The sequence below is a fragment of the Escherichia sp. KTE114 genome (assembly GCF_000407765.1).
Lineage (GTDB): Bacteria > Pseudomonadota > Gammaproteobacteria > Enterobacterales > Enterobacteriaceae > Escherichia > Escherichia ruysiae.
Genome location: NZ_KE136626.1, coordinates 3,525,034 through 3,547,586 on the forward strand (window position 1 = coordinate 3,525,034; position 22,553 = coordinate 3,547,586).

Below are 22,553 nucleotides of genomic sequence, written 5' to 3' on the forward strand. Positions count from 1 at the left end.
GCAAAGTTTGCCCCCAATTTGCCCCATTTAGTACCAGAGAACTGAAATAATGAAAGAAAATCAACAAATTACAAAGAAAGAACAATACAACCTGAACAAATTGCAAAAACGTCTGCGTCGTAACGTAGGCGAAGCCATTGCTGACTTCAATATGATTGAAGATGGCGATCGCATTATGGTTTGCCTCTCCGGGGGTAAAGACAGCTATACCATGCTGGAGATTCTGCGTAATTTGCAGCAAAGTGCGCCAATCAGTTTTTCGCTGGTTGCCGTTAACCTCGACCAGAAACAACCTGGTTTCCCGGAACATGTTCTGCCGGAGTATCTCGAAAAGCTGGGCGTTGAGTACAAGATTGTTGAAGAGAACACTTACGGTATCGTGAAAGAGAAGATTCCTGAGGGCAAAACTACCTGCTCACTGTGCTCTCGTCTGCGTCGCGGTATCCTTTACCGCACCGCAACGGAACTGGGTGCGACGAAGATCGCGCTGGGTCACCATCGTGACGATATCCTGCAAACGTTGTTCCTGAATATGTTCTACGGCGGCAAGATGAAAGGTATGCCGCCGAAGCTGATGAGCGATGATGGCAAGCACATCGTTATTCGCCCGTTGGCCTACTGCCGCGAAAAAGATATTCAACGCTTTGCCGATGCGAAAGCATTCCCGATTATTCCGTGCAACCTGTGCGGTTCACAGCCTAACCTGCAACGTCAGGTGATTGCCGATATGCTGCGTGACTGGGATAAGCGTTATCCGGGGCGAATTGAGACGATGTTCAGCGCGATGCAGAATGTGGTGCCGTCTCATTTGTGCGATACCAGTCTTTTCGATTTCAAAGGCATTACCCACGGTTCCGAAGTGGTTAACGGCGGTGATCTGGCGTTCGATCGCGAAGAGATCCCACTACAGCCTGCGGGCTGGCAGCCTGAAGAAGATGAGAATCAGCTGGATGAATTACGGCTGAATGTGGTTGAAGTGAAATAACCAGGATAACGCCCGATGCGCAAACTTATCGGGCTACTCTTGCATAGGCCGGATAAGACGCAACCAGCGTCGCATCCGGCAATTCAACATTTCGTTATTTTAATAATCGCACCCGGCACGTTTTCCCTTTAATCTTCCCGCCCTGTAACTGCTTCCATGCCTTATGGGCGACACTCTGACGCACTGCGACATAGACATGCGCCGGATGCACAGCGATTTTGCCAATATCTGCGCCATCAAGACCAATATCGCCCGTCAATGCACCTAACACATCGCCCGGTCGCATTTTGGCTTTTTTCCCGCCATCAATGCACAACGTCGCCATCTCTGCTTCCAGCGGCACAATGGAACTACTGGCTGGCGGCGTTTGCCAGTTAAGTTTTATCTGCAACATGTCAGAAATGATATTGGCGCGCTGTGCTTCTTCCGGGGCACAGAAACTGATCGCCAGTCCGCTATTTCCTGCACGCGCTGTACGCCCGATGCGATGTACATGAACTTCAGGATCCCACGCCAGTTCAAAGTTCACTACCAGCTCAAGAGATTTGATATCCAGACCGCGCGCTGCGACATCGGTCGCTACCAGTACACGGGCGCTACCGTTAGCAAAACGTACCAGGGTCTGATCGCGGTCACGTTGCTCCAGATCGCCATGTAACGACAATGCACTTTGCCCTACTTCATTCAGCGCGTCACACACAGCCTGACAATCTTTTTTAGTATTACAAAACACAACACAAGACGAGGGTTGATGCAAACTTAATAACCGTTGTAATAACGGAATTTTAGCCTTGCTGGATGTTTCATAAAATTGTTGTTCAATAGGCGGTAAAGCATCTGTCGAATCAATTTCTATCGCCAAAGGATCGCGTTGTACACGACCGCTAATCGCAGCAATTGCGTCTGGCCAGGTCGCCGAAAACAAAAGCGTCTGACGAGAAGCAGGTGCAAAACGGATCACATCATCAATGGCATCACTAAATCCCATATCCAACATGCGGTCGGCTTCATCCATCACCAGCGTATTCAACGCATCCAGCGATACCGTGCCTTTTTGCAGGTGATCGAGCAAACGACCCGGCGTTGCCACGATAATATGCGGCGCATGTTGCAGCGAATCACGCTGAATACCGAACGGTTGACCACCGCACAAGGTCAAAATTTTGGTATTTGGCAGAAAACGCGCCAACCGACGCAATTCCCCGGCAACCTGATCCGCCAGCTCACGCGTAGGACACAGTACCAAAGCCTGGGTCTGAAACAGCGACGCATCAATCTGCTGTAACAACCCGAGGCCAAATGCCGCCGTTTTGCCGCTGCCGGTTTTCGCCTGCACGCGAACGTCTTTTCCGGCAAGGATCGCAGGAAGCGCGGCGGCCTGCACCGGCGTCATGGTTAAATAACCCAACTCATTAAGGTTAGTGAGCTGGGCGGGAGGCAAAACGTTCAGGGTAGAAAAAGCGGTCACAATCTATTCTCGTGGTCATCGACGCAAAATTAGCAGGCGCGTATCCTCGCAGATCTACGCTCACGATGCGACAATTTAATCGGTTCTTCATCTGGCGGCGGATCGGGCATAGGTTGCGGACGAGGAATCGGATCAGGCACTGGAACAGGATCGCCAGGAATCGGTTCAGGGACAGGAATTTGCAAATAAATGAGTGTCGTCATATTTCCCTCCGGTCATTGGGTGGACTCTTAAAGGGTAGACGCTGACAAATAACAGGCAAAAAAAAGCCGACTCATCTAAGTCGGCGTCGTACGAATCAATTGTGCTATGCAGTAATTCAAAAAAGGAAGTAAGACAATATGGAGCGCAACGCCCATCGCTTGACGTTGCATTCACCTGCGAGGAAGATATTGCCCTGAATGGGTAGAGAGTTTATTGACTTCGCTCAAACTTTACGGCGTTTTTGTATACAGGAAGTAGACAAATTTTCTTTTGTTACAACCATTTACTACGATGCAACCATAAAGCAACACCACCAATAAGAACAACTAACAGAATACAAAAAAGCGAAAAGCCGAATTGCCATCCCCCACCAGGAATACCACCAAGGTTGACGCCAAATAATCCCGTTAAAAACGTACTGGGTAAAAAGACCATTGCCATCAAGGACATTGTATACGTGCGACGCGCTAAATTTTCCTGCATGACCTGGGCGATTTCATCTGCCATCACGCCAGTTCGGGCAATACAGGCGTCAATCTCATCCAGACCACGTCCGAGACGATCGGCAATATCCTGCATTCGACGGCGTTGGTCGTCATTCATCCACGGCAGGCGCTCGCTGGCAAGACGAGCATAAACATCACGTTGCGGCGCCATATAGCGACGCATAACAATTAATTGTTTACGTAGTAGCGCCAGGAAACCGCGCGGAGGAATTTGTTGATCGAGTAGATTATCTTCCAGGTCGATAATTTTATCGTGCAGTTGTTCTATAAACTCACTGGAATGATCGGTCAACGCATCACACACATCCACCAACCAGCCGCCGCAATCGGTTGGACCAGTGCCCTCTTCCAGATCGCTAACCACATCATCCAACGCCAACACTTTACGTTGTCGGGTCGAGACAATTAACCGTCCGTCCATATAAACACGCATGGCCACCAGCTGGTCGGGACGTTCATCAGTACTGCCATTAATGCAGCGCAAAGTAATCAGCGTCCCTTCGCCAAGACGACTGACTCTGGGCCGTGTACTCTCTCCCGCCAGCGCATCGCGCACATTATTTGGCAGCAGTGGTGTCGTCGCCAGCCACTGGGCGCTGTCATGGTGCACATAATTGAGGTGGAGCCAGCAAGGATGCGCTTCATCTATCTCATCTGTATTTTCCAGCGGTTTAACGCCACCTTTGCCATCCAGAATCCAGGCAAATACTGCATCCGGGACATTTACGTCCGCTCCCTTAATCACTTCCACAGTGCCTCCCATCATCAACGGATTATTTTGTAGTCTAGTCTTCTGGTCATGTTACGCAAAATCTCATCACCCCATTACCCTGAAATGATTAATAAAATCCTGTCAAAATTAAATACAGAAAGCAAAATACTTTTCCTGATTTGAAAACGTGTGAAGCGTTAAATAGCGTCTATCATTATCAGAATTATCTGATCATTTGTCGTGGCATTTTTGCGATCAGGTAGCAACAAAAGATTGATAAAAATAACGGGATTTCAATGACTACGCACAACTTCAATACCCTGGACTTATTAACCAGTCCTGTCTGGATCGTTTCACCCTTCGAGGAACAATTAATTTATGCCAATAGTGCTGCGCGACTGTTGATGCAAGAACTCACTTTTAGTCAGCTACGTACCGGCCTCTATTCCATCTCCTCGCAAAACGAACTGCCTAAATACCTTACAGACCTGCATAACCAGCTTGATATTGTAGAAATCCTCACTGTCCAGCGTAATGGTGAAGATACAGCATTAAGCTGTCGGTTGACCCTCAAAGAGATTAATGACATAGAGAAAGTAATTATATTTGAAGGAATGGAAACACCCGCAACTCTGGGTTTAAAAGCCAGCCGCTCTGCGAATTATCAACGTAAAAAACAAGGGTTTTATGCGCGTTTTTTTCTGACTAACTCCGCGCCAATGTTGTTGATAGATCCCTCGCGTGATGGCCAAATCGTCGATGCCAATCTGGCCGCGCTTAATTTCTATGGCTATAACCATGAAACAATGTGTCAGAAACACACCTGGGAAATTAATATGCTTGGGCGTCGCGTTATGCCTGTCATGCATGAAATTTCACGTTTACCCGGCGGGCATAAGCCCCTCAATTTTGTCCATAAACTGGCAGATGGTTCCGTTCGACACGTACAAACTTATGCTGGACCAATTGAGATTTACGGTGACAGGTTAATGTTATGCATCGTACATGATATTACTGAGCAAAAAAGGCTCGAGGAACAGCTGGAACATGCGGCCCACCATGATGCGCTAACGGGATTACTTAACCGTCGACAGTTTTACTACATAACTGAACCAGGACAGATGCAGCACCTGGCAATCGCTCAGGACTACAGTTTGCTGCTCATCGACACCGATCGTTTTAAACATATCAATGACTTATACGGTCATCAGAAAGGGGATGAAGTGTTATACGCACTTGCCCGTACACTCGAAAGCTGCGCCCGCAAAGGTGATTTGGTGTTTCGCTGGGGTGGTGAAGAGTTCGTCTTATTATTGCCCAGAACCCCTCTGGATACTGCACTTTCGTTGGCTGAAACTATCCGCTTGAGCGTGGCAAAAGTGAGCATTTCGGGCTTGCCGCGCTTCACCGTCAGTATTGGCGTGGCGCATAACGAAGGAAATGAAAGTATTGATGAACTGTTTAAACGGGTCGATGATGCGTTGTATCGGGCAAAAAATGATGGACGCAACCGCGTGCTGGCAGCATAAGCCACGGAAGCGTCCCGTGATCAACGGCTGCGTTTAGCGTGGCGCTCCCAGTTTTCCTGCTTCGCCTGCGCCGTTTTACGGAGTGCGACGTAACACGCCCCGCTGCCGCCATGATGCGGTAGCGCGGTACAATATGCCTGAACATCATCAAACTCGGTCAGCCAGCGCGCCACATAGCTGCGAACAATGTTGGCGTGCGATTTATCGTCCCGCCCTTTGCCATGAATAATCAGCACGTTACGCAAACCATCCGCCAATGCCTGTTGAATAAAACTAAACACCATTTTGCGGCACTCTTCCACCGGCTGACGTAGAAGATTCAGGCTGGCCTGCTGCGGATATTTACCGCTGCGTAACTTATCCAGCACCCCATGTTGTAGCCCTTCCCGCCGAAACTCCAGCGGCTGGCTTAGTGGGATGATGTCGAGAAATCCAGTGGTAAGGAAATTATCAAGTTGCAGCGTGTCGATACGCTGCGGCGCACGTTGGTTACGCGTTGGATGCCAGTGGACATCTGTAGCGCGCTTCAGTGGCTGGACATCTTCCATGGCGTCAAGAAACAGCGATTTGTCGTCAAGGTTCATGTAACCTCCTATGCACCTTCACACATCTGATATTTGCTGCATCGTTCACTTCGCAGATTGAAACAATACTTTGCTCCATACCTGCTGGTGTCTGCACAGGCGGGGCATTTTATACTAGCCTGGTGACAGTATCGAACAGTTTAGGCCGGGTTTAATTCAGGCATCCGATCAGGGTGATTTATTCATAGCAGGAACTAACAAAAATGCGATGAAGAGCAGAACGCAGATTAGCGATGCATGATTATGCAATCACGAGACGAATGATTTAACTTATATTTTCGTGAAATCTGTCACTGAAGAAAATTGGCAACGGATGGGCAAAACCGTTATAACACTGTCACCGGTCACGAGGAACCCAGGCCGGATTTAAGACGCGGATGCACTGCTGTGTGTACTGTAGAGTCTGGCGGATGTCGACAGGCTCTATTTTTTTATTCATTTTTTAGCTCTGTAAATAACTACATTCTCGCCGGGATTGAGTGATGAATGGCGAGTTCAGTGGTACCAGGCGGCTATCACGCTGCTGAATCAAATAACAGGTCGCCTTCGGTAAAATTTCGCTGACTGGAATTATTCCAGCCTCGATCCAGGTGATGGAATACCCCCATTTATTCAGGCAGAAAAATCAAAAAATCGCTTTATGCGACCAGATCGCGACAAACCAGACGCGAAACCAGGTACTTACTCTTTGTTAGTCTTAATCTTTTTGGTGGTATGGCTGCTAATGTTGCTGGCGTGGTATCTTATCGGTCAGCCTATTGGTTCGGGGATTTACCCACGTTTGTCTTAAGAGAGAACGGATGCTGAGATTACTTGAAGAAAAAATTGCCACACCACTGGGACCTCTGTGGGTGATTTGCGATGAACAATTTCGTCTGCGGGCGGTTGAATGGGAAGAGTACAGCGAACGCATGGTGCAGCTGCTGGACATCCATTATCGCAAAGAAGGTTATGAGCGCATTTCTGCCACCAATCCAGGGGGCTTAAGCGACAAACTTCGTGACTATTTTGCCGGGAATCTTAGCATTATTGATACCCTTCCTACCGCCACAGGAGGCACGCCATTTCAGCGCGAGGTCTGGAAAACACTGCGCACTATCCCCTGCGGGCAGGTAATGCATTACGGTCAACTGGCTGAACATCTGGGTCGACCAGGCGCAGCGCGTGCCGTTGGCGCAGCAAATGGCTCTAATCCGATCAGCATTGTCGTCCCTTGCCACCGTGTTATTGGACGAAACGGCACGATGACAGGATATGCAGGCGGAGTGCAGCGAAAAGAGTGGTTATTGCGCCATGAAGGCTATCTGCTGCTATAAACCTTAAACAATTTGTGCCGATTTGTTCACAGTTTTATGTAAAGTTACCCTTAACAATTTAAAGGTTTTCAAAGGGATAGACATAAATTTACATCTATTATCGGAATTCTCCGCTGTTAAGGTTTGCTTAGACTTACTTGCTCCCTAAAAAGATGTTAAAATTGACAAATATCAATTACGGCTTGAGCAGACCTATGATCCCGGAAAAGCGAATTATACGGCGCATTCAGTCTGGCGGTTGTGCTATCCATTGCCAGGATTGCAGCATCAGTCAGCTTTGCATCCCGTTCACACTCAACGAACATGAGCTTGATCAGCTTGATAATATCATCGAGCGAAAGAAGCCTATTCAGAAAGGCCAGACGCTGTTTAAGGCTGGTGATGAACTTAAATCGCTTTATGCCATCCGCTCCGGTACGATTAAAAGTTATACCATCACAGAGCAAGGCGACGAGCAAATCACTGGCTTCCATTTAGCAGGCGATCTGGTAGGTTTTGACGCTATTGGTAGCGGCCATCACCCAAGTTTCGCCCAGGCGCTGGAAACCTCAATGGTATGTGAAATCCCGTTCGAAACCCTGGACGATCTGTCTGGTAAAATGCCGAATCTGCGTCAGCAGATGATGCGTCTGATGAGCGGTGAAATCAAAGGCGATCAGGACATGATCCTGCTGTTGTCGAAGAAAAATGCAGAAGAACGCCTGGCTGCTTTTATCTACAACCTGTCCCGTCGTTTTGCCCAACGCGGCTTCTCCCCTCGTGAATTCCGCCTGACGATGACTCGTGGCGATATCGGTAACTATCTTGGCCTGACGGTAGAAACCATCAGTCGTCTGCTGGGTCGTTTCCAGAAAAGCGGCATGTTGGCAGTCAAAGGTAAATACATTACCATCGAAAATAACGATGCGCTGGCCTTGCTTGCTGGTCATACGCGTAACGTTGCCTGATTTTTCCGCATAATCAACTATCCTTCTGTCATATCATTAAATTTTTCTGATTTATTGATCTGGCAGAAGGTTCATCACTGTTTCATTCACCAGATATGGGTTAATCTTTTAATTACAAACTGCGTTGACAGTTGTTGTAAGGAGACCCTGTATGGCTATGTATCAGAACATGCTCGTTGTTATCGACCCTAACCAGGACGATCAACCGGCATTACGGCGAGCTGTTTATTTACATCAACGGATTGGTGGCAAAATTAAAGCCTTTTTGCCGATTTATGACTTCTCATACGAAATGACTACCCTGCTCTCTCCCGACGAGCGTACCGCTATGCGTCAGGGGGTGATCAGCCAGCGTACTGCCTGGATCCATGAGCAGGCAAAGTATTATCTCAACGCTGGCGTCCCGATTGAAATTAAAGTGGTATGGCATAACCGTCCTTTCGAAGCCATCATTCAGGAAGTGGTTAGCAGTGGGCACGATTTGGTGCTAAAAATGGCGCACCAACATGACCGTCTGGAAGCGGTTATTTTCACCCCTACCGACTGGCACCTGTTACGCAAATGCCCAAGCCCGGTGTGGATGGTGAAAGACCAGCCGTGGCCGGAAGGTGGTAAGGCGCTGGTGGCGGTGAATCTCGCCAGTGAAGAGCCGTATCATAATGCGCTCAATGAAAAACTGGTGAAAGAAACGATCGAGCTGGCGGAACAGGTAAATCACACCGAAGTCCATCTGGTTGGCGCCTACCCCGTAACACCTATCAATATTGCCATTGAACTGCCGGAATTTGATCCAAGCGTTTATAACGATGCCATTCGTGGACAACATTTGCTGGCGATGAAAGCCCTGCGGCAGAAATTCGGCATTAATGAAAACATGACGCACGTTGAAAAAGGTTTGCCTGAAGAAGTGATTCCAGATCTGGCCGAACATTTGCAGGCAGGGATTGTCGTTCTTGGCACTGTGGGACGCACCGGTATCTCTGCGGCATTCCTTGGTAATACGGCAGAACAGGTGATTGATCATCTCCGCTGCGATTTGCTGGTGATTAAACCTGACCAGTACCAGACGCCTGTCGAACTGGATGACGAAGAAGACGATTAATTGTTTATCAATTAATTGCAAGGCCCGATATCTCGGGCCTTTCTTTTATTTACTTCTCATCACCACCGAGGAAATAAATTCCCAGCGGGATTGCCAGCAATACAGTAAAGACCAGACTATAAACAAGAATCATCGATGACTGAATCACATACATTGATGTCGTCCAGTCAGAAAGCGGAATATTATATTGTTCGATAACACCGCCGATAGTCGCGCGAGTCACAACTGACGCCGCAATAATGAAAACCGCCAACAGACCAAAGAGAAACTTCTTCCCCTTTGCTGACTTCAGCTTCGTCATGATCATGATGTAATCCTTATGCAGACAAACTCTTTGTTACTTGTGCGTAACAATATCATGACATTTCCTCGTTGTCTGCCCCGAAAGCATGAGATTGTTGCCGTTCAAATCATCAACCCATTGATAAATTCGCTAATGTTGCTACTTCCTTCCCTGTCTATTGATGATATGAATGAATTATCGCGATAAAATACCCCCGCCAGGGGTTTCCGGCATGACATCAATTATCTGGAGGAGCCTGATAAAACAATGATCGCTGAACTGTTTACAAATAATGCGCTTAATCTGGTCATTATTTTCGGTAGCTGCGCAGCATTGATTCTGATGAGCTTTTGGTTTCGTCGTGGAAATCGTAAAAGAAAAGGATTCTTATTCCATGCGGTTCAATTTTTGATCTACACCATAATTATCAGTGCTGTCGGCAGCATCATTAATTATGTTATTGAAAATTACAAACTCAAATTTATCACCCCAGGCGTTATCGATTTTATCTGTACGTCACTGATTGCGCTTATTCTGACGGTTAAGTTATTTCTCCTGATTAATCAGTTTGAAAGGCAACAGATAAAAAAAGGTCGAGACATCACCAGCGCGCGGATTATGTCGCGCATCATCAAAATCAGCATTATCGTGGTGATTGTTCTGCTTTATGGCGAACATTTCGGCATGAGCCTTTCTGGTTTGTTGACCTTTGGTGGTATTGGTGGTCTGGCTGTCGGTATGGCCGGTAAAGATATTCTGAGTAACTTCTTTTCCGGGATTATGCTCTATTTCGATCGCCCCTTTAGTATTGGCGACTGGATCCGTTCACCGGACAGGAATATCGAAGGCACAGTAGCAGAAATTGGCTGGCGTATCACAAAAATCACCACCTTTGATAATCGTCCACTGTACGTACCAAACTCGCTTTTTTCGTCCATTAGCGTAGAAAACCCAGGGCGGATGACCAACCGGCGTATTACCACTACCATTGGTTTACGTTATGAAGATGCCGCAAAAGTTGGGGCTATTGTCGAAGCCGTACGTGAGATGCTGAAAAATCACCCTGCTATCGACCAGCGACAAACCTTACTGGTTTATTTCAACCAGTTTGCCGATTCGTCATTAAATATTATGGTCTATTGCTTTACTAAAACCACGGTCTGGGCCGAATGGCTGGCCGCCCAGCAGGATGTTTATTTGAAGATTATTGATATTGTGCAGTCACACGGCGCGGACTTTGCCTTCCCCAGCCAGACGCTGTATATGGATAATATTACCCCCCCCGAACAGCTTAAATAACACTCAACAAAACCGGATGACGATAATAATATTCGACATCCGGTTTTATTTATTACCTCAATTTACCGCAGCCAGAGCGACATTATTCTCACCCGCTTTAAACTGGGCATACTGTTCTTCAGTACCAAAGAAAACTTCTGACTCTGTGCTGTGACCAATGCCCGGCACCTTTTCGTTTCCTGAATATTGCCAAAGCGTCCAGGGATTACGCCCCTCGAGTTTCACACCAGCTTGTCCCCAATACCCCATCCACACCATATACTGGTCGAACCGACTGTCCATGAAATGGGACAAATTATTATGATTGCCATAAAATATTGGTATTTTATGGTAATTTTTATACATCAGGGCAGCAAAACGTAAAATATCATTCCGTGCATTCACCATTCCCGATTTTTTAAAACAAGCCAGTTGGGTTGTATCTTCACCTTCTGGATTCACCAGTAAAATACCGGGAGGCAACATTTTCGGGTCTTCAGGCAGCAGGCTTTTTGCTGTTTCCAGTTGCGCCTCAGGAGTGTGGCAAAAATCAAATTTAAAATAGCCTCCGCGATCAAATTTTGAATCTGCTAATTGCTTCCAGTGAGCCTTAAACGACGAGTCTGGCCCTCTCCAGCCAACCACTCTCACGTAGACAAAACGCGCAGGTGATTTCTCCTGAAACAATTTCCAGTCGATTTCGCCATCGTTAGACGAAATATCATGACCACTGATCGGGTAAATATCCGGTGTTTTGAAGATACGGATATCAGGTCGGTTGGGAATTGCACTTACGGGGCCATAAGGAATTTCAATAGGTGTTATATCTTTGTTCTTTGGTTCATCTGGCGCAGTAGGCGGTTCTTTAATAGAATATGCGGTCTTATCAACATTCGTAAATTCATCTGCATTCCCGGCTGATAATTGTGTTTTTTTATCCAGACGACTGGCCGCAGGATCGTTAATAAAGAAGAATCCCCCCGGTCCGGCTGGTTTTTCTGTTGCTCCTATCCAGGCATCACTGAGATGTATTCCTTTCCCTTCCTCGTCCAGTTTTTCATTGATTTTTATATATTGGTCGTTCACATAGATAAACAAACTTAATATTCGGGTAATGCCCGCGTAGTATTCCTTTTTACCATCAATTTTTACCATATACGATTTCCCGAAGCGTTCGTCGGCAACGCCATCAGCAACGCCTTTTATAAGGGTATCAAAAAATACACTGCCTTTATCTTTTTCCAGGGAATAAACTTCTGTTTTATCATCACCAGCGGCTATCGCATACGCACCTGGTTTACTATACGCGTTTGAATTCCCTGCGCCATCTGTCATGCCAAAAAGACCTGAACCAAAACAAGCATTAACTAAAGTCAAAACATGGAAATAACGCTTTGCCAGAATGTTGAGTTGAGCATTCAAAGCTGGCATTTCATACATGCCTTTTGAACCATCGATATCTGTAGCATTACTCAAAACAAATGCCGGTGCCTTATCAGAATTACCATTTTGAGTGCCAAAACGCCCATGACCTGAATAAGCAATTAACAAGCGAGCTTTCTTATCAAACATCATCCCTCTGGCAGGGAGATATTCTTTCAGAAAATAATTAATGTTATCCAGTGACGCATCCTGATCTTTCAGTAAAATAACCTCATCAAACTTTTGCCCATTAATAAGAAAATCAGCCATTCTTTGACCGTCTACTGCAGCTGCTGGAATATCTGCATGTAACAGTGGATATTTTGAAATTGAAATAATCAGCCCAATCGCGCGAGTTTTCGCTGCATCCTGATCTGGTATTTTTAATGCATCACTGATACGGATATCCAGTTTACCAGGAGCCTCAGGCCCATAATGGATAAAAAAATGACAATACTCATCAGGAACCATTGCACCATTTTTACAAATATCATCTGCACGTGCATCTGATATTCCATGTGATATTCCGGCAACAAATAGCCCCAGAACCGATATACATAAAGTAAGCCATCGTCTGTTCATAAGTTAAAATTCCTGCACGCCCAAAGTGGTATAAAATTCAGCAATTGGACCTTTATAAATACTGGCATCAAACTTCTTACTCGATCCTAAATTAAGCTGTGCTGCGTCGGTGAACTGCCAGATCGCCCATTTTGTCTGGTTGATTGAACGCGGTGTTTCACTGGCCTGAGCCTGATTAGAGTAATCAGCCAGCCACAGTTTGTGATCCGCAACCTGGGCAAAACTATTTTCCCCACCAACGGCATCTTTCCACCAGGCTCGCGCAGTGTAGATAACCGGTTTACGCCCTAAATCGGCTTCGACCTGTGCGGTAAACGCCTTGATCATCGTTATAATTTCAGCTGGTTTACGCTTTTGCCAACGATCCTTACCCGTTGATGAGTCCACATCCCACTCCACATCCACTGCCGGTGGCATATCCGTTGCGCGTAATCCCCCGTTAGCTTTAATAATTTTAACAAACGTCATCGCCTGCTTGCGTCCCCATGTTTCAGCGTCGTCTGCCGGTGTACCGCTGGAAAGAAAATGATATGCTCCACGGTGTAATTTTACCCCCCGTTCCGTATCCCCGGCCCGTTGCCAGAAACCGGAAAATTCGGGATCGACATAACGCGTTCCTTGACTGGACTTCATATACAGAAACACAGACTTATTTTTTGCCAACAGTTCGATTGGAAAACTCTTACCATTATGATGGCTGATATCCACTCCAAATAAAGAACTTGGTCGCGGTTGATTTAATACCGAGTCATAAGAGACATCGGCCGGAAATTTAAAATATTTTTTTACAGAAAAGGAATCAAACTCTTTATCACGTGAAGGATCCGATTCCAGAATCTTTACAAATAACTGCTGTCGTGAGAGATCATTAGTTAAGTTTTCCAGTCCCAGTGATGCGGCATCGGGAAGCGGCTCTGCGGCCAGACTAAAAGAAGAATAATGAGAGAGGAATAGAGAGATAACTAACGGAATAGCGGAGGCTTTTTTCATTTTACCACCCCATTTTTAGCTGTGTGTTTATTTTCATATGAAGATGTTTTACAAGTGATGAAATACACTTCACGTTATAAAAAAAGTAAAGCACAGCTTATATTTGGAGTATGTAATACAGCAGATAAATAAAATTTATGATTAGAGTTTGTACTTAATATAAACTGTAAATTTCACAGTCTCATCTTGAGAGCAATCTTTTATAGGGTAAATTTAAAAAAGAGAGGGATTTTATCGGGGTTGTAAAATCTGGCGCAACTTTTGCGCCAGATGACATCATAATCAATGTTTTACAATATACATAGTCCGGCTATAAGCCACATCTTCCGGGTTATTAATGGGATAACCTTTCAGCCACGGCTTGATTAGCCGTCCATTGGTATATTGATAAATTGGCGCAATCGGTGCTTGCTCCATGAGGATTTTCTCTGCCGTGTTGTAATCGGCGTTGCGTGCTTTAACGGTGTTTTCAGTCGATGCCTGGGCCAGCACTTTGTCGTATGCCGGATTGTTAAAGCGGGAAATATTTCCTGAGTGTGTTGACGTTAACAGTGTCAGGAAGGTTGATGGTTCATTATAATCCCCAACCCACGAGGCGCGGATAACATCAAAATTGCCGGTATTACGACTATCAATATAGGTTTTCCATTCCTGATTTTGCAGTTTGACATCTACGCCAAGATTCTTTTTCCACATCGACGCCACAGCGATAGCAATTTTCTGGTGATTTTCCGAAGTGTTATATAACAGTGTAAGTTTCAACGGTTTCTGTGGGCCATACCCGGCGGCGCTCAACAATGTTTTCGCCTGAGCATTCAGTTCTTCCTGACTCATTTGTTCAAACGGCGAAGGTTCTGGCGTAAATCCGGCAGTAACATCTGGCGTGAAATGCCATGCTGGTTTTTCACCCGTGCCCAGCACTTTTTCCGTCATCAGACGGCGATCAATTGTCATACTTAATGCCAGCCGCACTCGTTGATCTGCCGTCGGTCCTTTTTGCGTGTTAAATGCATAATAATACGTCCCCAACTGTGGCGGCGTGTAAACCTGCCCTGGAATATCCTTCAACAGCTTTTGATACATATTTTTCGGGAAGGATTCAGTGATATCAATATCACCTGCGAGATAGCGTTTAGTGGCAGCAGATTCCTGGTTAATCGGCAAGAAAGTGACTTTTTGCAGCACAGTTTTGGCGTTATCCCAATAATGAGTATTCGGCACAACGACCAGCTTTTCATTAACCACGCGCTCTTTAAGTACATAAGCGCCATTGCCGATCAGATTCCCTGGTTTCGTCCACTCTTTACCACTTTCAACGTTGGCTTTTTGCACCGGGAAGAAAGCAAAGTTAGCCGTTAAATTCACAAACCAGGGCAATGGTTTATCAAGCTGAATTTTCAGGGTATGAGCATCAACAGCGGTGACGCCTAGTTGGTCAGGCGTAGCCTTACCATCAATAATCGCCTGAGCGTTATTGATCCCTGCCAGCGCGGCAAACCAGGCAAACGGAGACAACGTTTTCGGGTTCACCTGACGCTGCCAGCTATAGACAAAATCTTGCGCCGTTACCGGCGTACCATCGGCCCATTTGGCGTTCTCGCGCAGGGTAAAAGTCCAGATACGATTGTCATTACTTTTCCACTGCGTGGCGACACCAGGCACAATCTCCCCTTTCTCGTTTTGATTCACCAGACCTTCAAACAAATCGCGAATGACCTGAATCTCTGGCAAACCCACGGCTTTCGCGGGATCTAACGAAGCTGGCTCATCTTTAATGTGGCGTACCAGCTCTTGCTTCTCTGCCAGTACTGTGCCGCCCGGAACTTCTGCAGCATACGACAGGGAAATGCTGCTGACTAACAGCGCACAACAAGTAACTGAAACAGAGTGCTGCATAAGATACCCTCAAAATGATGTTAAGATTGATGCGTAATTATTTGTTTCTCCTTGAAGAAATGCAAATAACTTCCGGCAAAAAAGTGATAAAGGATCGATAACATATCGTTGTCGAAAAGGATTTGATAATCCGCAAAATTTGCACAACACTGCCTGTAATACTTCTTATATTCGAGACGATTATGACCGTGACCCGCCCGCGCGCCGAACGGGGCGCTTTTCCGCCAGGAACCGAACATTACGGACGTTCATTATTAGGTGCGCCGTTGATCTGGTTTCCGGCTTCTGCTGCCAGCAGCGAAAGTGGTTTAATCCTGGCTGGCACCCACGGCGACGAAAATTCTTCCGTCGTCACCCTCTCCTGCGCATTACGCACGTTAACACCGTCTCTGCGCCGCCATCATGTCGTGCTCTGTGTGAATCCTGACGGTTGCCAGCTTGGTCTGCGGGCTAATGCCAATGGTGTGGATCTAAACAGAAACTTTCCGGCGGCGAACTGGAAGGAAGGTGAAACGGTGTATCGCTGGAACAGTGCCGCCGAAGAGCGCGACGTGGTCTTGCTGACCGGCGATAAACCCGGCTCCGAACCTGAAACTCAGGCGTTGTGCCAGCTCATTCATCGTATCCACCCCGCCTGGATTGTCTCTTTTCACGATCCTCTGGCTTGTATTGAAGATCCCCGACACAGTGAATTAGGTGAGTGGCTGGCTCAGGCATTTGAATTGCCGCTGGTGACCAGCGTCGGATACGAAACCCCCGGCTCCTTCGGCAGTTGGTGTGCGGATCTGAACCTGCACTGTATTACCGCCGAGTTTCCGCCCATCTCCTCCGATGAAGCCAGTGAAAAGTATCTCTTTGCAATGGCGAATTTACTGCGCTGGCATCCTAAAGATGCAATTCGCCGGTCGTAAACTGTAGCGCCGGCTCCACATCCACCGCCAGCCAGGTCGGTCCATCAAGATCGGCAAAACTGACCTGTGGCACCAATGGTAAAGCGGCGCTAATGGCGCGCGAGGTGCACAACATGCAGCCCAACATCAGGCTGAAACCCTGGGCGCGCGCTTCGGTCGCCAATGCCAGGGCTTCGGTCAGCCCCCCCGTTTTATCGAGTTTGATATTAACCATCTCATAGCGCCCTTTCAGCGCCTTCAGATTGCTACGGGTATGACAACTTTCATCAGCACAAATGGGTAACGGATGAATAAAATTCTCCAGCGCCGCATCGTCCTGTGCGGGAAGCGGTTGTTCCAGCATCGCGACGCCTAAATCAGCCAGCAACTGACATCGCGCTGCCAATCCCTCTGCGCGCCAGGATTCATTCGCATCAACAATCAACGTTGCATCGGGTACAGCCGAGCGAATTGCCACCATCCGCTCGCTAATAAGATGGTTATCCAGTTTCACTTTCAGCAATTTCGCCCCTCCTTGCCATAGTGCCACAGCACTGCTGGCCATTTGATCAGGCGTACCGATGACAACCGTCTGTGCAGTGGTAATGGTGTCGGGAAGCGTTATACCGATAAATTCAGCCAGAGTCTGCTGCTGTTTACGTGCACTGAGATCCCACAATGCGCAATCCAGCGCATTACGCGCCGCGCCCGCAGGCAGAATTTTTTGTAATTCTTCACGTGTCAGCCCTTTTTCCAGTTGCGGTACAACACTCATAATTTGCGCCATTACTGAAGCGTCACTTTCACCATAGCGCGGATAGGGAGTGCATTCCCCGGCACCTTTAACGCCATCTTCTTCCAGTTCAACAACTACCACACGCGCTTCACTGCGGCTGCCACGAGCAATTACAAACGGGGTATGTAACGGCCAGGCTTCCTCAAATACCTTTACGGTTCTCATCTTTACTCCTTGTTGCCGCGATGGACTGCGGATTAAGCGCAAATAGCGATTGCTGTGTTATTGACAGTTAGCATAAACTAGGTGTGACGTTAACTATATGTAAACAGGAAAGATAATCATGTCACAAATCGTTCATTTCCAGGGCAACCCGGTTACAGTCGCCAATTCCATCCCGCAAGTGGGTAGCAAAGCGCAGACTTTTACTCTCGTGGCAAAAGATCTGTCTGACGTCACCCTCGGTCAGTTTGCGGGTAAACGCAAAGTGCTGAACATTTTCCCGAGTATTGATACCGGTGTTTGCGCCGCATCAGTACGTAAGTTTAACCAACTGGCGACAGAAATCGACAACACCGTTGTACTGTGTATTTCCGCCGATCTGCCGTTCGCCCAGTCTCGTTTCTGCGGTGCGGAAGGTCTGAACAACGTCATCACCCTTTCCACTTTCCGTAATAGCGAATTTCTGCAAGCTTACGGCGTTGAGATCGCTGAAGGCCCACTGAAAGGTCTGGCTGCGCGCGCAGTTGTCGTAATTGATGAAAATGACAATGTGATTTTCAGCCAGCTGGTGAATGAAATCACCACTGAGCCGGATTACGAAGCAGCTCTGGCGGTACTGAAGGCGTAATTTATTATGCCTGATGGTATTGCGCCATCAGGCATTTTACGTGTTTACTCTTCGCTCTTCTTCTGGCTCAGGCCGTATTCACGCAATTTGTTGGCAATCGCGGTATGTGAAACGCCCAGACGTTTTGCCAGTTTGCGCGTGCTGGGATAATTGCGATAAAGCTGGGTTAACACCGAACGCTCAAATCGACTGGTGATTTCATCCAGCGAACCTTCCATCGCATCTTCACCCACGGCAACGGTTGTCGCGTCATAATCTGGCAGCAAAATGTCTTGTGGACGCAGTTCGTAGCCGTCCAGTTGCGTGAGTGCACGATAGATAGCATTTTTCAACTGCCTCACGTTACCCGGCCAGCCATAACGCGTCAGCACAGTATTCAGATCGGCAGCCAATTTCGGCCGGGGTACTCCCTGCTCGTCAGCAAAGCGGGCGACGAACAATTCGGTTAACGGCATGATATCCTGCGGACAGTCGCGCAGCGGTGGCAGATTCAGCGTCAACACGTTTAGACGATAATAGAGATCTTCCCGAAATACGCCTTTTTGCACCAGCTCAACCAGATTCTTTTGCGTCGCGCAAATCACCCGCACATCGACATGCACTTCGTGATCTTCGCCAACCCGACGGAAAGTGCCGTCATTAAGGAAACGCAGCAATTTAGCCTGCATCCGTGGAGACATCTCACCAATCTCATCCAGCAGCACCGAGCCGCCGTTCGCCTGCTCAAAGAACCCTTTCTTCCCTTCCGGGGCATGTCCAAACAGTTCGCTCTCAACGGCATCTTCCGGGATAGACGCGCAGTTCAGCGCCAGATAAGGTTTACCGGCGCGAGGGCTGGCCTGATGACAGGCATAAGCAAAGAGATCTTTACCAGTACCAGTGTCACCCGTGATCAGCAGTGGCGCGCTTAACATCGCCAGTTTCTGCGCCTGCTCGACAACGTGTTTCATTTTCGGGCTAACAGCGACAATCTGATTAAAGGCGCTGACATCCTGCGCAGCCACATTTTGCAACTGACGCCCCATACGAATCGTTGAGCGCAGCATCACTACCGCACCGGTCAGGACGTGTTGGTCGTGTTCATCCTGCAAATAAACCGGTGTTATCTCCATCAAGAAATTTTGCCCGTTAATCACCACATGTTCGTTATGCGAATCCTGCGGGTCACTCTCCAGCCAGCGTAAAAAATTAAATCCGTTAATCAATTGCGCAGCGGTATGATTGCGTAAACGATCAAGTTTTTGACCAAATAGCTGACAGCTCGCCGGATTCGCCATATCCACTTTGCTTTTCATATCGACAGAAAGCACGGGTTCAGGCAACGCCTCAAGCAATGCGCTCAACGCCAGATGTTCGCGCTCGGAAGGCATCCATGACACAGTGCGCACATCGGTAACACCTGCAATACGGCGAATTTCCGCCATCAGGCTGCTGAAACTGTCAAAATCCAGTTCGGCAAAATTGAGGTAAATCCGCCCGATTGGGTCAATCTCAATACCGCGTAAATCGATGCCTCTTAGAACCAGTAGATCGAGTAATTCGCGGGTCAGACCGAGTCGGTCTTCACAAAAGACTTCCAGACGCATGGGAACCTTCACCTGAGAAAAGAACAATTAATATGATGATATGACACTATTCGAGTGGCAGGAAGATTTCTGTCAACAAAGATTGACACAAAGACGGATTATCGGGCACTTCGGCGTAAAGATATCCGATCAGCACCCGATATTGCGTTATTATTCGCTGGTCGTTTTGCCTTTTTGCAGCGTCTCCTTTACCTGACCGATAAGCTGGCGACGAAAATCTCCCAGGCGAGGTTTGTCATCGTCGATCCACGGCAACGGACGGCAAAGTTCCATAGCTTTTATTCCCAGTCGCGCGGTCAGGAGTCCGGCGCCAATCCCCTGGGCAGCACGTGTCGACAAACGAGCGGCGAGATCTTGTGACATCCAGTCCATCCCCACTTCGCGCACCAGTTCGCTGGCACCGGCAAAAGCGATATTCAGCAATACCAGTTTGAACAGGCGCAAACGGCTGTAATAACCCAGTTCAATGCCATAGAGCGTGGCGATACGATTAATCAACCGCAGATTGCGCCAGGCAATAAATGCCATATCCACCAGCGCCAGCGGGCTGACAGCAATCATCAGGGTAGATTCTGCCGCCGAACGGCTGATTTCTCTACGCGCCTGCGCATCCAGCACTGGCTGAACCAGATGTGCGTACAGACTGACGACTTCACGATCGTTCTGCGTTTCATGGATTGAGGCATACCAGCGTTGCAGCGCCGGATGCGACTGATCGATGCCGGCCTGCTGTGCCAGTTTCTCGCAAAATACGCGCCCCTTACCCGTGCCGTGACTATGCAACAAATCGCGCGCTTCATCGCGTTCGTGCGCGCGCTGGCGCAAGCGCCATAAGCGCCGCCACTCTGTTACCACAGAGCCAACGCCAGCCCCGATAATCAATGCACCAGCCGCACAACCGCCCAGCGCCACCCAGTCCTGAGTTTGCCAGGCATTCATCGTCCACTGCACACCCTGACCAACAACGCTCACACCAAACAGCGCCAGCCCGCCTATGACCATTTTGCGCCACAAACTGCGCTTCGGACGCAGCGCCGCATCCATTACCGCTTCGACTTGCCCATCTTCTTCCGGCGCTTCGTCGAGCGTCGCCGGGGCAAAATTTTGCGCCTGATTTTCATCAAAGGTCTGCTGCGCCTTAAATTTAGGGTTCTGATCGACCTCCAGCGGACCGTCGAAATCAATACGTGGTTTTAACGGTTCGGTCATCGCAATTTATCTCCTATTAAAAATTCCAGCGCGGCATCAAGGCGAATATGCGGCAGCGGTTTATCGACATCCATCACCTGCGGGCGAAACGCTTCAAACTGGAAGCCTTGTTTATCCCAGAACGCCTGACTGGGCAAACGTGCGGGAACTTCACCTGGGTAAACGGTAAGCGGTGCGCCATCGCTCAGTCGATTACCGCGCAGAGCCGGGATTTTCTCACCGTTGACGTCGATGATGCCGCTGGTGGTCGCCTGTACTGAGGCCAGCCCCAGGCAGTCCATGCTGATCCCTTCAAATGCCGCATTTTGCCAGGCATCCTGAATTAGTTGTTGCAGTAATGAAACCATATTGGCGTGCTGATCGATGGTCACATGGTCCGCTTTAGTCGCGGCAAACAGCAATTTGTCGATAACTGGCGAGAATAAGCGCCGGAAAAGTGTACGTTGCCCGTAGTGGAAACTTTGCATCAACTGTGTCAGCGCCAGACGCATGTCATTAAATGCCTGCGGTCCACTGTTGAGCGGTTGCAGGCAATCCACCAGCACAATCTGGCGGTCAAAACGCAGAAAGTGGTTTTTATAGAACCCCTTCACCACTTTCTCGCAGTAATAATTAAACCGCTCGCGCAGCATTCCGGCGTTGGTATGCTTATCGGCCTGTGCCAGTTTAGACTCGCCCCAGGCATCGACATCCGGCCACGGGAAGAATTGCAGCGCGGGCGCGCCTGCCATATCTCCCGGCAGAACAAAGCGGCCTGGCTGGATAAAGTGCAGCCCCTGCTGTTTGCAGTGGTGAAGATAATCGGTCCACGCGGCGGCGATATCGGCAAGACGGTTTTCGTCGGCAGGCGCTAACGGATCAAGCCCTTCGCACATCATCCGCCATTTTGCCGACCACTCGCCGCGCTGACCATTAAGCAGGCCCGTCATCTGCCGTGACCAGCTTAAATAGTCCTGCGCCAGCATTGGCAGATCGAGTAGCCACTCGCCGGGATAATCCACAATCTCCAGATACAGCGTGGAGGTGTCTTTGAAGTGACGCAGTAGCGAATCGTTCGATTTATAACGCAATGCCAGGCGGATTTCACTGACGCCACGCGTTGGCGTCGGCCAGGCGGGAGGGTCGCCGTACAGCTGCGCTAACCCTTCATCGTAAGTAAAACGCGGAATGCCAAAATCGCGCTGTGGAATACGCTTCACACCCAGCAGGCGCTCTTCACGCACCGCGCTTAATAGCGGCAAGCGTGCTCCTGCATGAATATTGAGCAACTGATTGACCATCGCGGTGATAAACGCCGTTTTGCCGCTGCGGCTAAGTCCGGTTACCGCCAGTCGCAGGTGCCTGTCGACGCCACGATTCACCAGCGCGTTAAGTTCATTTTTGAGTCGCTTCATTGCTGTCCTGTGCCAGAAAGCTGTAGAAAGGATGAGATGCTGGAGATAATAATGTGGGTTAATTTTGATTTATCAAATGAATAA

At 48.3% G+C, this 22,553-nt stretch carries 20 protein-coding genes and 2 pseudogenes; 9 read left to right on the plus strand and 13 right to left on the minus strand.

The annotated features are described in order from the left end of the window. The first annotated feature begins 49 nt into the window (after nt 1-49). Entirely contained in the window at nt 50-985 is a 936-nt protein-coding gene (gene ttcA / locus WC5_RS04520) for a tRNA 2-thiocytidine(32) synthetase TtcA (protein WP_016158372.1), read from the plus strand. A 94-nt stretch (nt 986-1,079) separates the two neighbouring features. Here ttcA and dbpA read toward each other — a convergent pair whose 3' ends face one another. The 3 genes from dbpA to zntB form a co-directional block, all read right to left on the minus strand. Continuing rightward, entirely contained in the window at nt 1,080-2,453 is a 1,374-nt protein-coding gene (dbpA, locus tag WC5_RS04515; protein ID WP_000123716.1) for an ATP-dependent RNA helicase DbpA, read from the minus strand. A 29-nt stretch (nt 2,454-2,482) separates the two neighbouring features. Next, nucleotides 2,483-2,656 carry a proline-rich small protein YnaL gene (gene ynaL / locus WC5_RS25585; RefSeq protein WP_001296046.1) on the minus strand — a complete coding sequence of 58 codons (174 nt, stop codon included), beginning with the start codon at nt 2,654-2,656 and terminating at the stop codon, nt 2,483-2,485. A gap of 274 nt (nt 2,657-2,930) precedes the next feature. Continuing rightward, nucleotides 2,931-3,914 carry a zinc transporter ZntB gene (zntB, locus tag WC5_RS04505; protein ID WP_016158374.1) on the minus strand — a complete coding sequence of 328 codons (984 nt, stop codon included), beginning with the start codon at nt 3,912-3,914 and terminating at the stop codon, nt 2,931-2,933. Nucleotides 3,915-4,171: 257 nt separating this feature from the next. On the opposite strand from zntB, the gene WC5_RS04500 reads away from it, so the two are divergent. Beyond that, nucleotides 4,172-5,404, plus strand: coding sequence for a sensor domain-containing diguanylate cyclase (locus WC5_RS04500; protein ID WP_000207189.1), 1,233 nt, complete (start codon nt 4,172-4,174; stop codon nt 5,402-5,404). 20 nt (nt 5,405-5,424) lie between these two features. On the opposite strand, the gene smrA is transcribed toward WC5_RS04500, so the two are convergent. Continuing rightward, the gene (gene smrA, locus WC5_RS04495) at nt 5,425-5,988 is read right to left on the minus strand and encodes a DNA endonuclease SmrA (protein ID WP_001046829.1); all 564 of its coding nucleotides are present in this window, start codon (nt 5,986-5,988) and stop codon (nt 5,425-5,427) included. Between the two features lie 442 nt (nt 5,989-6,430). Then, nucleotides 6,431-6,562 (minus strand): annotated as a pseudogene (locus WC5_RS26195) (LysR family transcriptional regulator); the annotation flags it as partial. Nucleotides 6,563-6,640: 78 nt separating this feature from the next. Here WC5_RS26195 and WC5_RS0122655 point away from each other — a divergent pair. The 4 genes and pseudogenes from WC5_RS0122655 to uspE form a co-directional block, all read left to right on the plus strand. Continuing rightward, a pseudogene (locus WC5_RS0122655) lies at nt 6,641-6,778 on the plus strand (hypothetical protein); the annotation flags it as partial. Between the two features lie 10 nt (nt 6,779-6,788). Next, nucleotides 6,789-7,304, plus strand: a complete 516-nt coding sequence (ogt, locus tag WC5_RS04490; protein WP_000945003.1) for a methylated-DNA--[protein]-cysteine S-methyltransferase — start codon at nt 6,789-6,791, stop codon at nt 7,302-7,304. A gap of 194 nt (nt 7,305-7,498) precedes the next feature. After that, nucleotides 7,499-8,251 (plus strand): fumarate/nitrate reduction transcriptional regulator Fnr, encoded by a 753-nt coding sequence (fnr, locus tag WC5_RS04485; protein WP_000611910.1) that lies wholly within the window; start codon nt 7,499-7,501, stop codon nt 8,249-8,251. A gap of 151 nt (nt 8,252-8,402) precedes the next feature. Beyond that, a complete protein-coding gene (gene uspE, locus WC5_RS04480; RefSeq protein WP_001262134.1) occupies nt 8,403-9,353 on the plus strand; it encodes a universal stress protein UspE in 951 nt (316 codons plus the stop codon). Between the two features lie 49 nt (nt 9,354-9,402). On the opposite strand, the gene WC5_RS04475 is transcribed toward uspE, so the two are convergent. Then, nucleotides 9,403-9,660: a DUF2534 family protein gene (locus tag WC5_RS04475; RefSeq protein ID WP_000606103.1), complete on the minus strand. Its 258-nt coding sequence runs from the start codon at nt 9,658-9,660 to the stop codon at nt 9,403-9,405. A 243-nt stretch (nt 9,661-9,903) separates the two neighbouring features. Between WC5_RS04475 and ynaI the strand changes: the two genes are divergently transcribed. After that, nucleotides 9,904-10,935, plus strand: a complete 1,032-nt coding sequence (ynaI, locus tag WC5_RS04470) for a low conductance mechanosensitive channel YnaI (protein WP_000559884.1) — start codon at nt 9,904-9,906, stop codon at nt 10,933-10,935. A 57-nt stretch (nt 10,936-10,992) separates the two neighbouring features. Here ynaI and WC5_RS04465 read toward each other — a convergent pair whose 3' ends face one another. From WC5_RS04465 to mppA, 3 genes are all read right to left on the minus strand, one after another. Next, nucleotides 10,993-12,918, minus strand: a complete 1,926-nt coding sequence (locus WC5_RS04465) for a GH25 family lysozyme (protein WP_016231729.1) — start codon at nt 12,916-12,918, stop codon at nt 10,993-10,995. A 3-nt stretch (nt 12,919-12,921) separates the two neighbouring features. Beyond that, on the minus strand, nt 12,922-13,908 hold the full coding sequence (locus WC5_RS04460; protein ID WP_000710189.1) for a glycoside hydrolase family 25 protein: 987 nt from the start codon (nt 13,906-13,908) through the stop codon (nt 12,922-12,924). Between the two features lie 282 nt (nt 13,909-14,190). Then, on the minus strand, nt 14,191-15,804 hold the full coding sequence (gene mppA, locus WC5_RS04455; RefSeq protein WP_001164864.1) for a murein tripeptide ABC transporter substrate-binding protein MppA: 1,614 nt from the start codon (nt 15,802-15,804) through the stop codon (nt 14,191-14,193). A 182-nt stretch (nt 15,805-15,986) separates the two neighbouring features. On the opposite strand from mppA, the gene mpaA reads away from it, so the two are divergent. After that, nucleotides 15,987-16,715, plus strand: coding sequence for a murein tripeptide amidase MpaA (gene mpaA / locus WC5_RS04450; RefSeq protein WP_010344731.1), 729 nt, complete (start codon nt 15,987-15,989; stop codon nt 16,713-16,715). On the opposite strand, the gene ycjG is transcribed toward mpaA, so the two are convergent. Next, complete coding sequence (gene ycjG, locus WC5_RS04445) at nt 16,690-17,655, minus strand: L-Ala-D/L-Glu epimerase (protein WP_010348996.1); 966 nt, start codon at nt 17,653-17,655, stop codon at nt 16,690-16,692. The two genes, mpaA and ycjG, sit on opposite strands and share 26 nt — an antisense overlap. 118 nt (nt 17,656-17,773) lie before the next feature. Between ycjG and tpx the strand changes: the two genes are divergently transcribed. Continuing rightward, entirely contained in the window at nt 17,774-18,280 is a 507-nt protein-coding gene (gene tpx / locus WC5_RS04440; RefSeq protein ID WP_000078459.1) for a thiol peroxidase, read from the plus strand. Between the two features lie 44 nt (nt 18,281-18,324). Here tpx and tyrR read toward each other — a convergent pair whose 3' ends face one another. The 3 genes from tyrR to WC5_RS04425 form a co-directional block, all read right to left on the minus strand. Continuing rightward, the gene (gene tyrR / locus WC5_RS04435; protein ID WP_010348994.1) at nt 18,325-19,866 is read right to left on the minus strand and encodes a transcriptional regulator TyrR; all 1,542 of its coding nucleotides are present in this window, start codon (nt 19,864-19,866) and stop codon (nt 18,325-18,327) included. A 150-nt stretch (nt 19,867-20,016) separates the two neighbouring features. Next, nucleotides 20,017-21,075: a YcjF family protein gene (locus WC5_RS04430; protein ID WP_000138700.1), complete on the minus strand. Its 1,059-nt coding sequence runs from the start codon at nt 21,073-21,075 to the stop codon at nt 20,017-20,019. Continuing rightward, the gene (locus WC5_RS04425; RefSeq protein WP_000825802.1) at nt 21,072-22,469 is read right to left on the minus strand and encodes a YcjX family GTP-binding protein; all 1,398 of its coding nucleotides are present in this window, start codon (nt 22,467-22,469) and stop codon (nt 21,072-21,074) included. Before WC5_RS04425 ends, WC5_RS04430 begins: the two co-directional genes overlap by 4 nt. Nucleotides 22,470-22,553 lie beyond the last annotated feature (84 nt).

What these genes read in the sequence shown, in the direction of transcription:
- ttcA (WP_016158372.1), top strand. Translation starts at nt 50, where the DNA reads ATGAAAGAAAATCAACAAATTACAAAGAAAGAACAATACAACCTGAAC.
- ynaL (WP_001296046.1), bottom strand. Translation starts at nt 2,656, where the DNA reads ATGACGACACTCATTTATTTGCAAATTCCTGTCCCTGAACCGATTCCT.
- WC5_RS04500 (WP_000207189.1), top strand. Translation starts at nt 4,172, where the DNA reads ATGACTACGCACAACTTCAATACCCTGGACTTATTAACCAGTCCTGTC.
- smrA (WP_001046829.1), bottom strand. Translation starts at nt 5,988, where the DNA reads ATGAACCTTGACGACAAATCGCTGTTTCTTGACGCCATGGAAGATGTC.
- ogt (WP_000945003.1), top strand. Translation starts at nt 6,789, where the DNA reads ATGCTGAGATTACTTGAAGAAAAAATTGCCACACCACTGGGACCTCTG.
- fnr (WP_000611910.1), top strand. Translation starts at nt 7,499, where the DNA reads ATGATCCCGGAAAAGCGAATTATACGGCGCATTCAGTCTGGCGGTTGT.
- uspE (WP_001262134.1), top strand. Translation starts at nt 8,403, where the DNA reads ATGGCTATGTATCAGAACATGCTCGTTGTTATCGACCCTAACCAGGAC.
- WC5_RS04475 (WP_000606103.1), bottom strand. Translation starts at nt 9,660, where the DNA reads ATGATCATGACGAAGCTGAAGTCAGCAAAGGGGAAGAAGTTTCTCTTT.
- ynaI (WP_000559884.1), top strand. Translation starts at nt 9,904, where the DNA reads ATGATCGCTGAACTGTTTACAAATAATGCGCTTAATCTGGTCATTATT.
- WC5_RS04465 (WP_016231729.1), bottom strand. Translation starts at nt 12,918, where the DNA reads ATGAACAGACGATGGCTTACTTTATGTATATCGGTTCTGGGGCTATTT.
- WC5_RS04460 (WP_000710189.1), bottom strand. Translation starts at nt 13,908, where the DNA reads ATGAAAAAAGCCTCCGCTATTCCGTTAGTTATCTCTCTATTCCTCTCT.
- mppA (WP_001164864.1), bottom strand. Translation starts at nt 15,804, where the DNA reads ATGCAGCACTCTGTTTCAGTTACTTGTTGTGCGCTGTTAGTCAGCAGC.
- mpaA (WP_010344731.1), top strand. Translation starts at nt 15,987, where the DNA reads ATGACCGTGACCCGCCCGCGCGCCGAACGGGGCGCTTTTCCGCCAGGA.
- ycjG (WP_010348996.1), bottom strand. Translation starts at nt 17,655, where the DNA reads ATGAGAACCGTAAAGGTATTTGAGGAAGCCTGGCCGTTACATACCCCG.
- tpx (WP_000078459.1), top strand. Translation starts at nt 17,774, where the DNA reads ATGTCACAAATCGTTCATTTCCAGGGCAACCCGGTTACAGTCGCCAAT.
- tyrR (WP_010348994.1), bottom strand. Translation starts at nt 19,866, where the DNA reads ATGCGTCTGGAAGTCTTTTGTGAAGACCGACTCGGTCTGACCCGCGAA.
- WC5_RS04430 (WP_000138700.1), bottom strand. Translation starts at nt 21,075, where the DNA reads ATGACCGAACCGTTAAAACCACGTATTGATTTCGACGGTCCGCTGGAG.
- WC5_RS04425 (WP_000825802.1), bottom strand. Translation starts at nt 22,469, where the DNA reads ATGAAGCGACTCAAAAATGAACTTAACGCGCTGGTGAATCGTGGCGTC.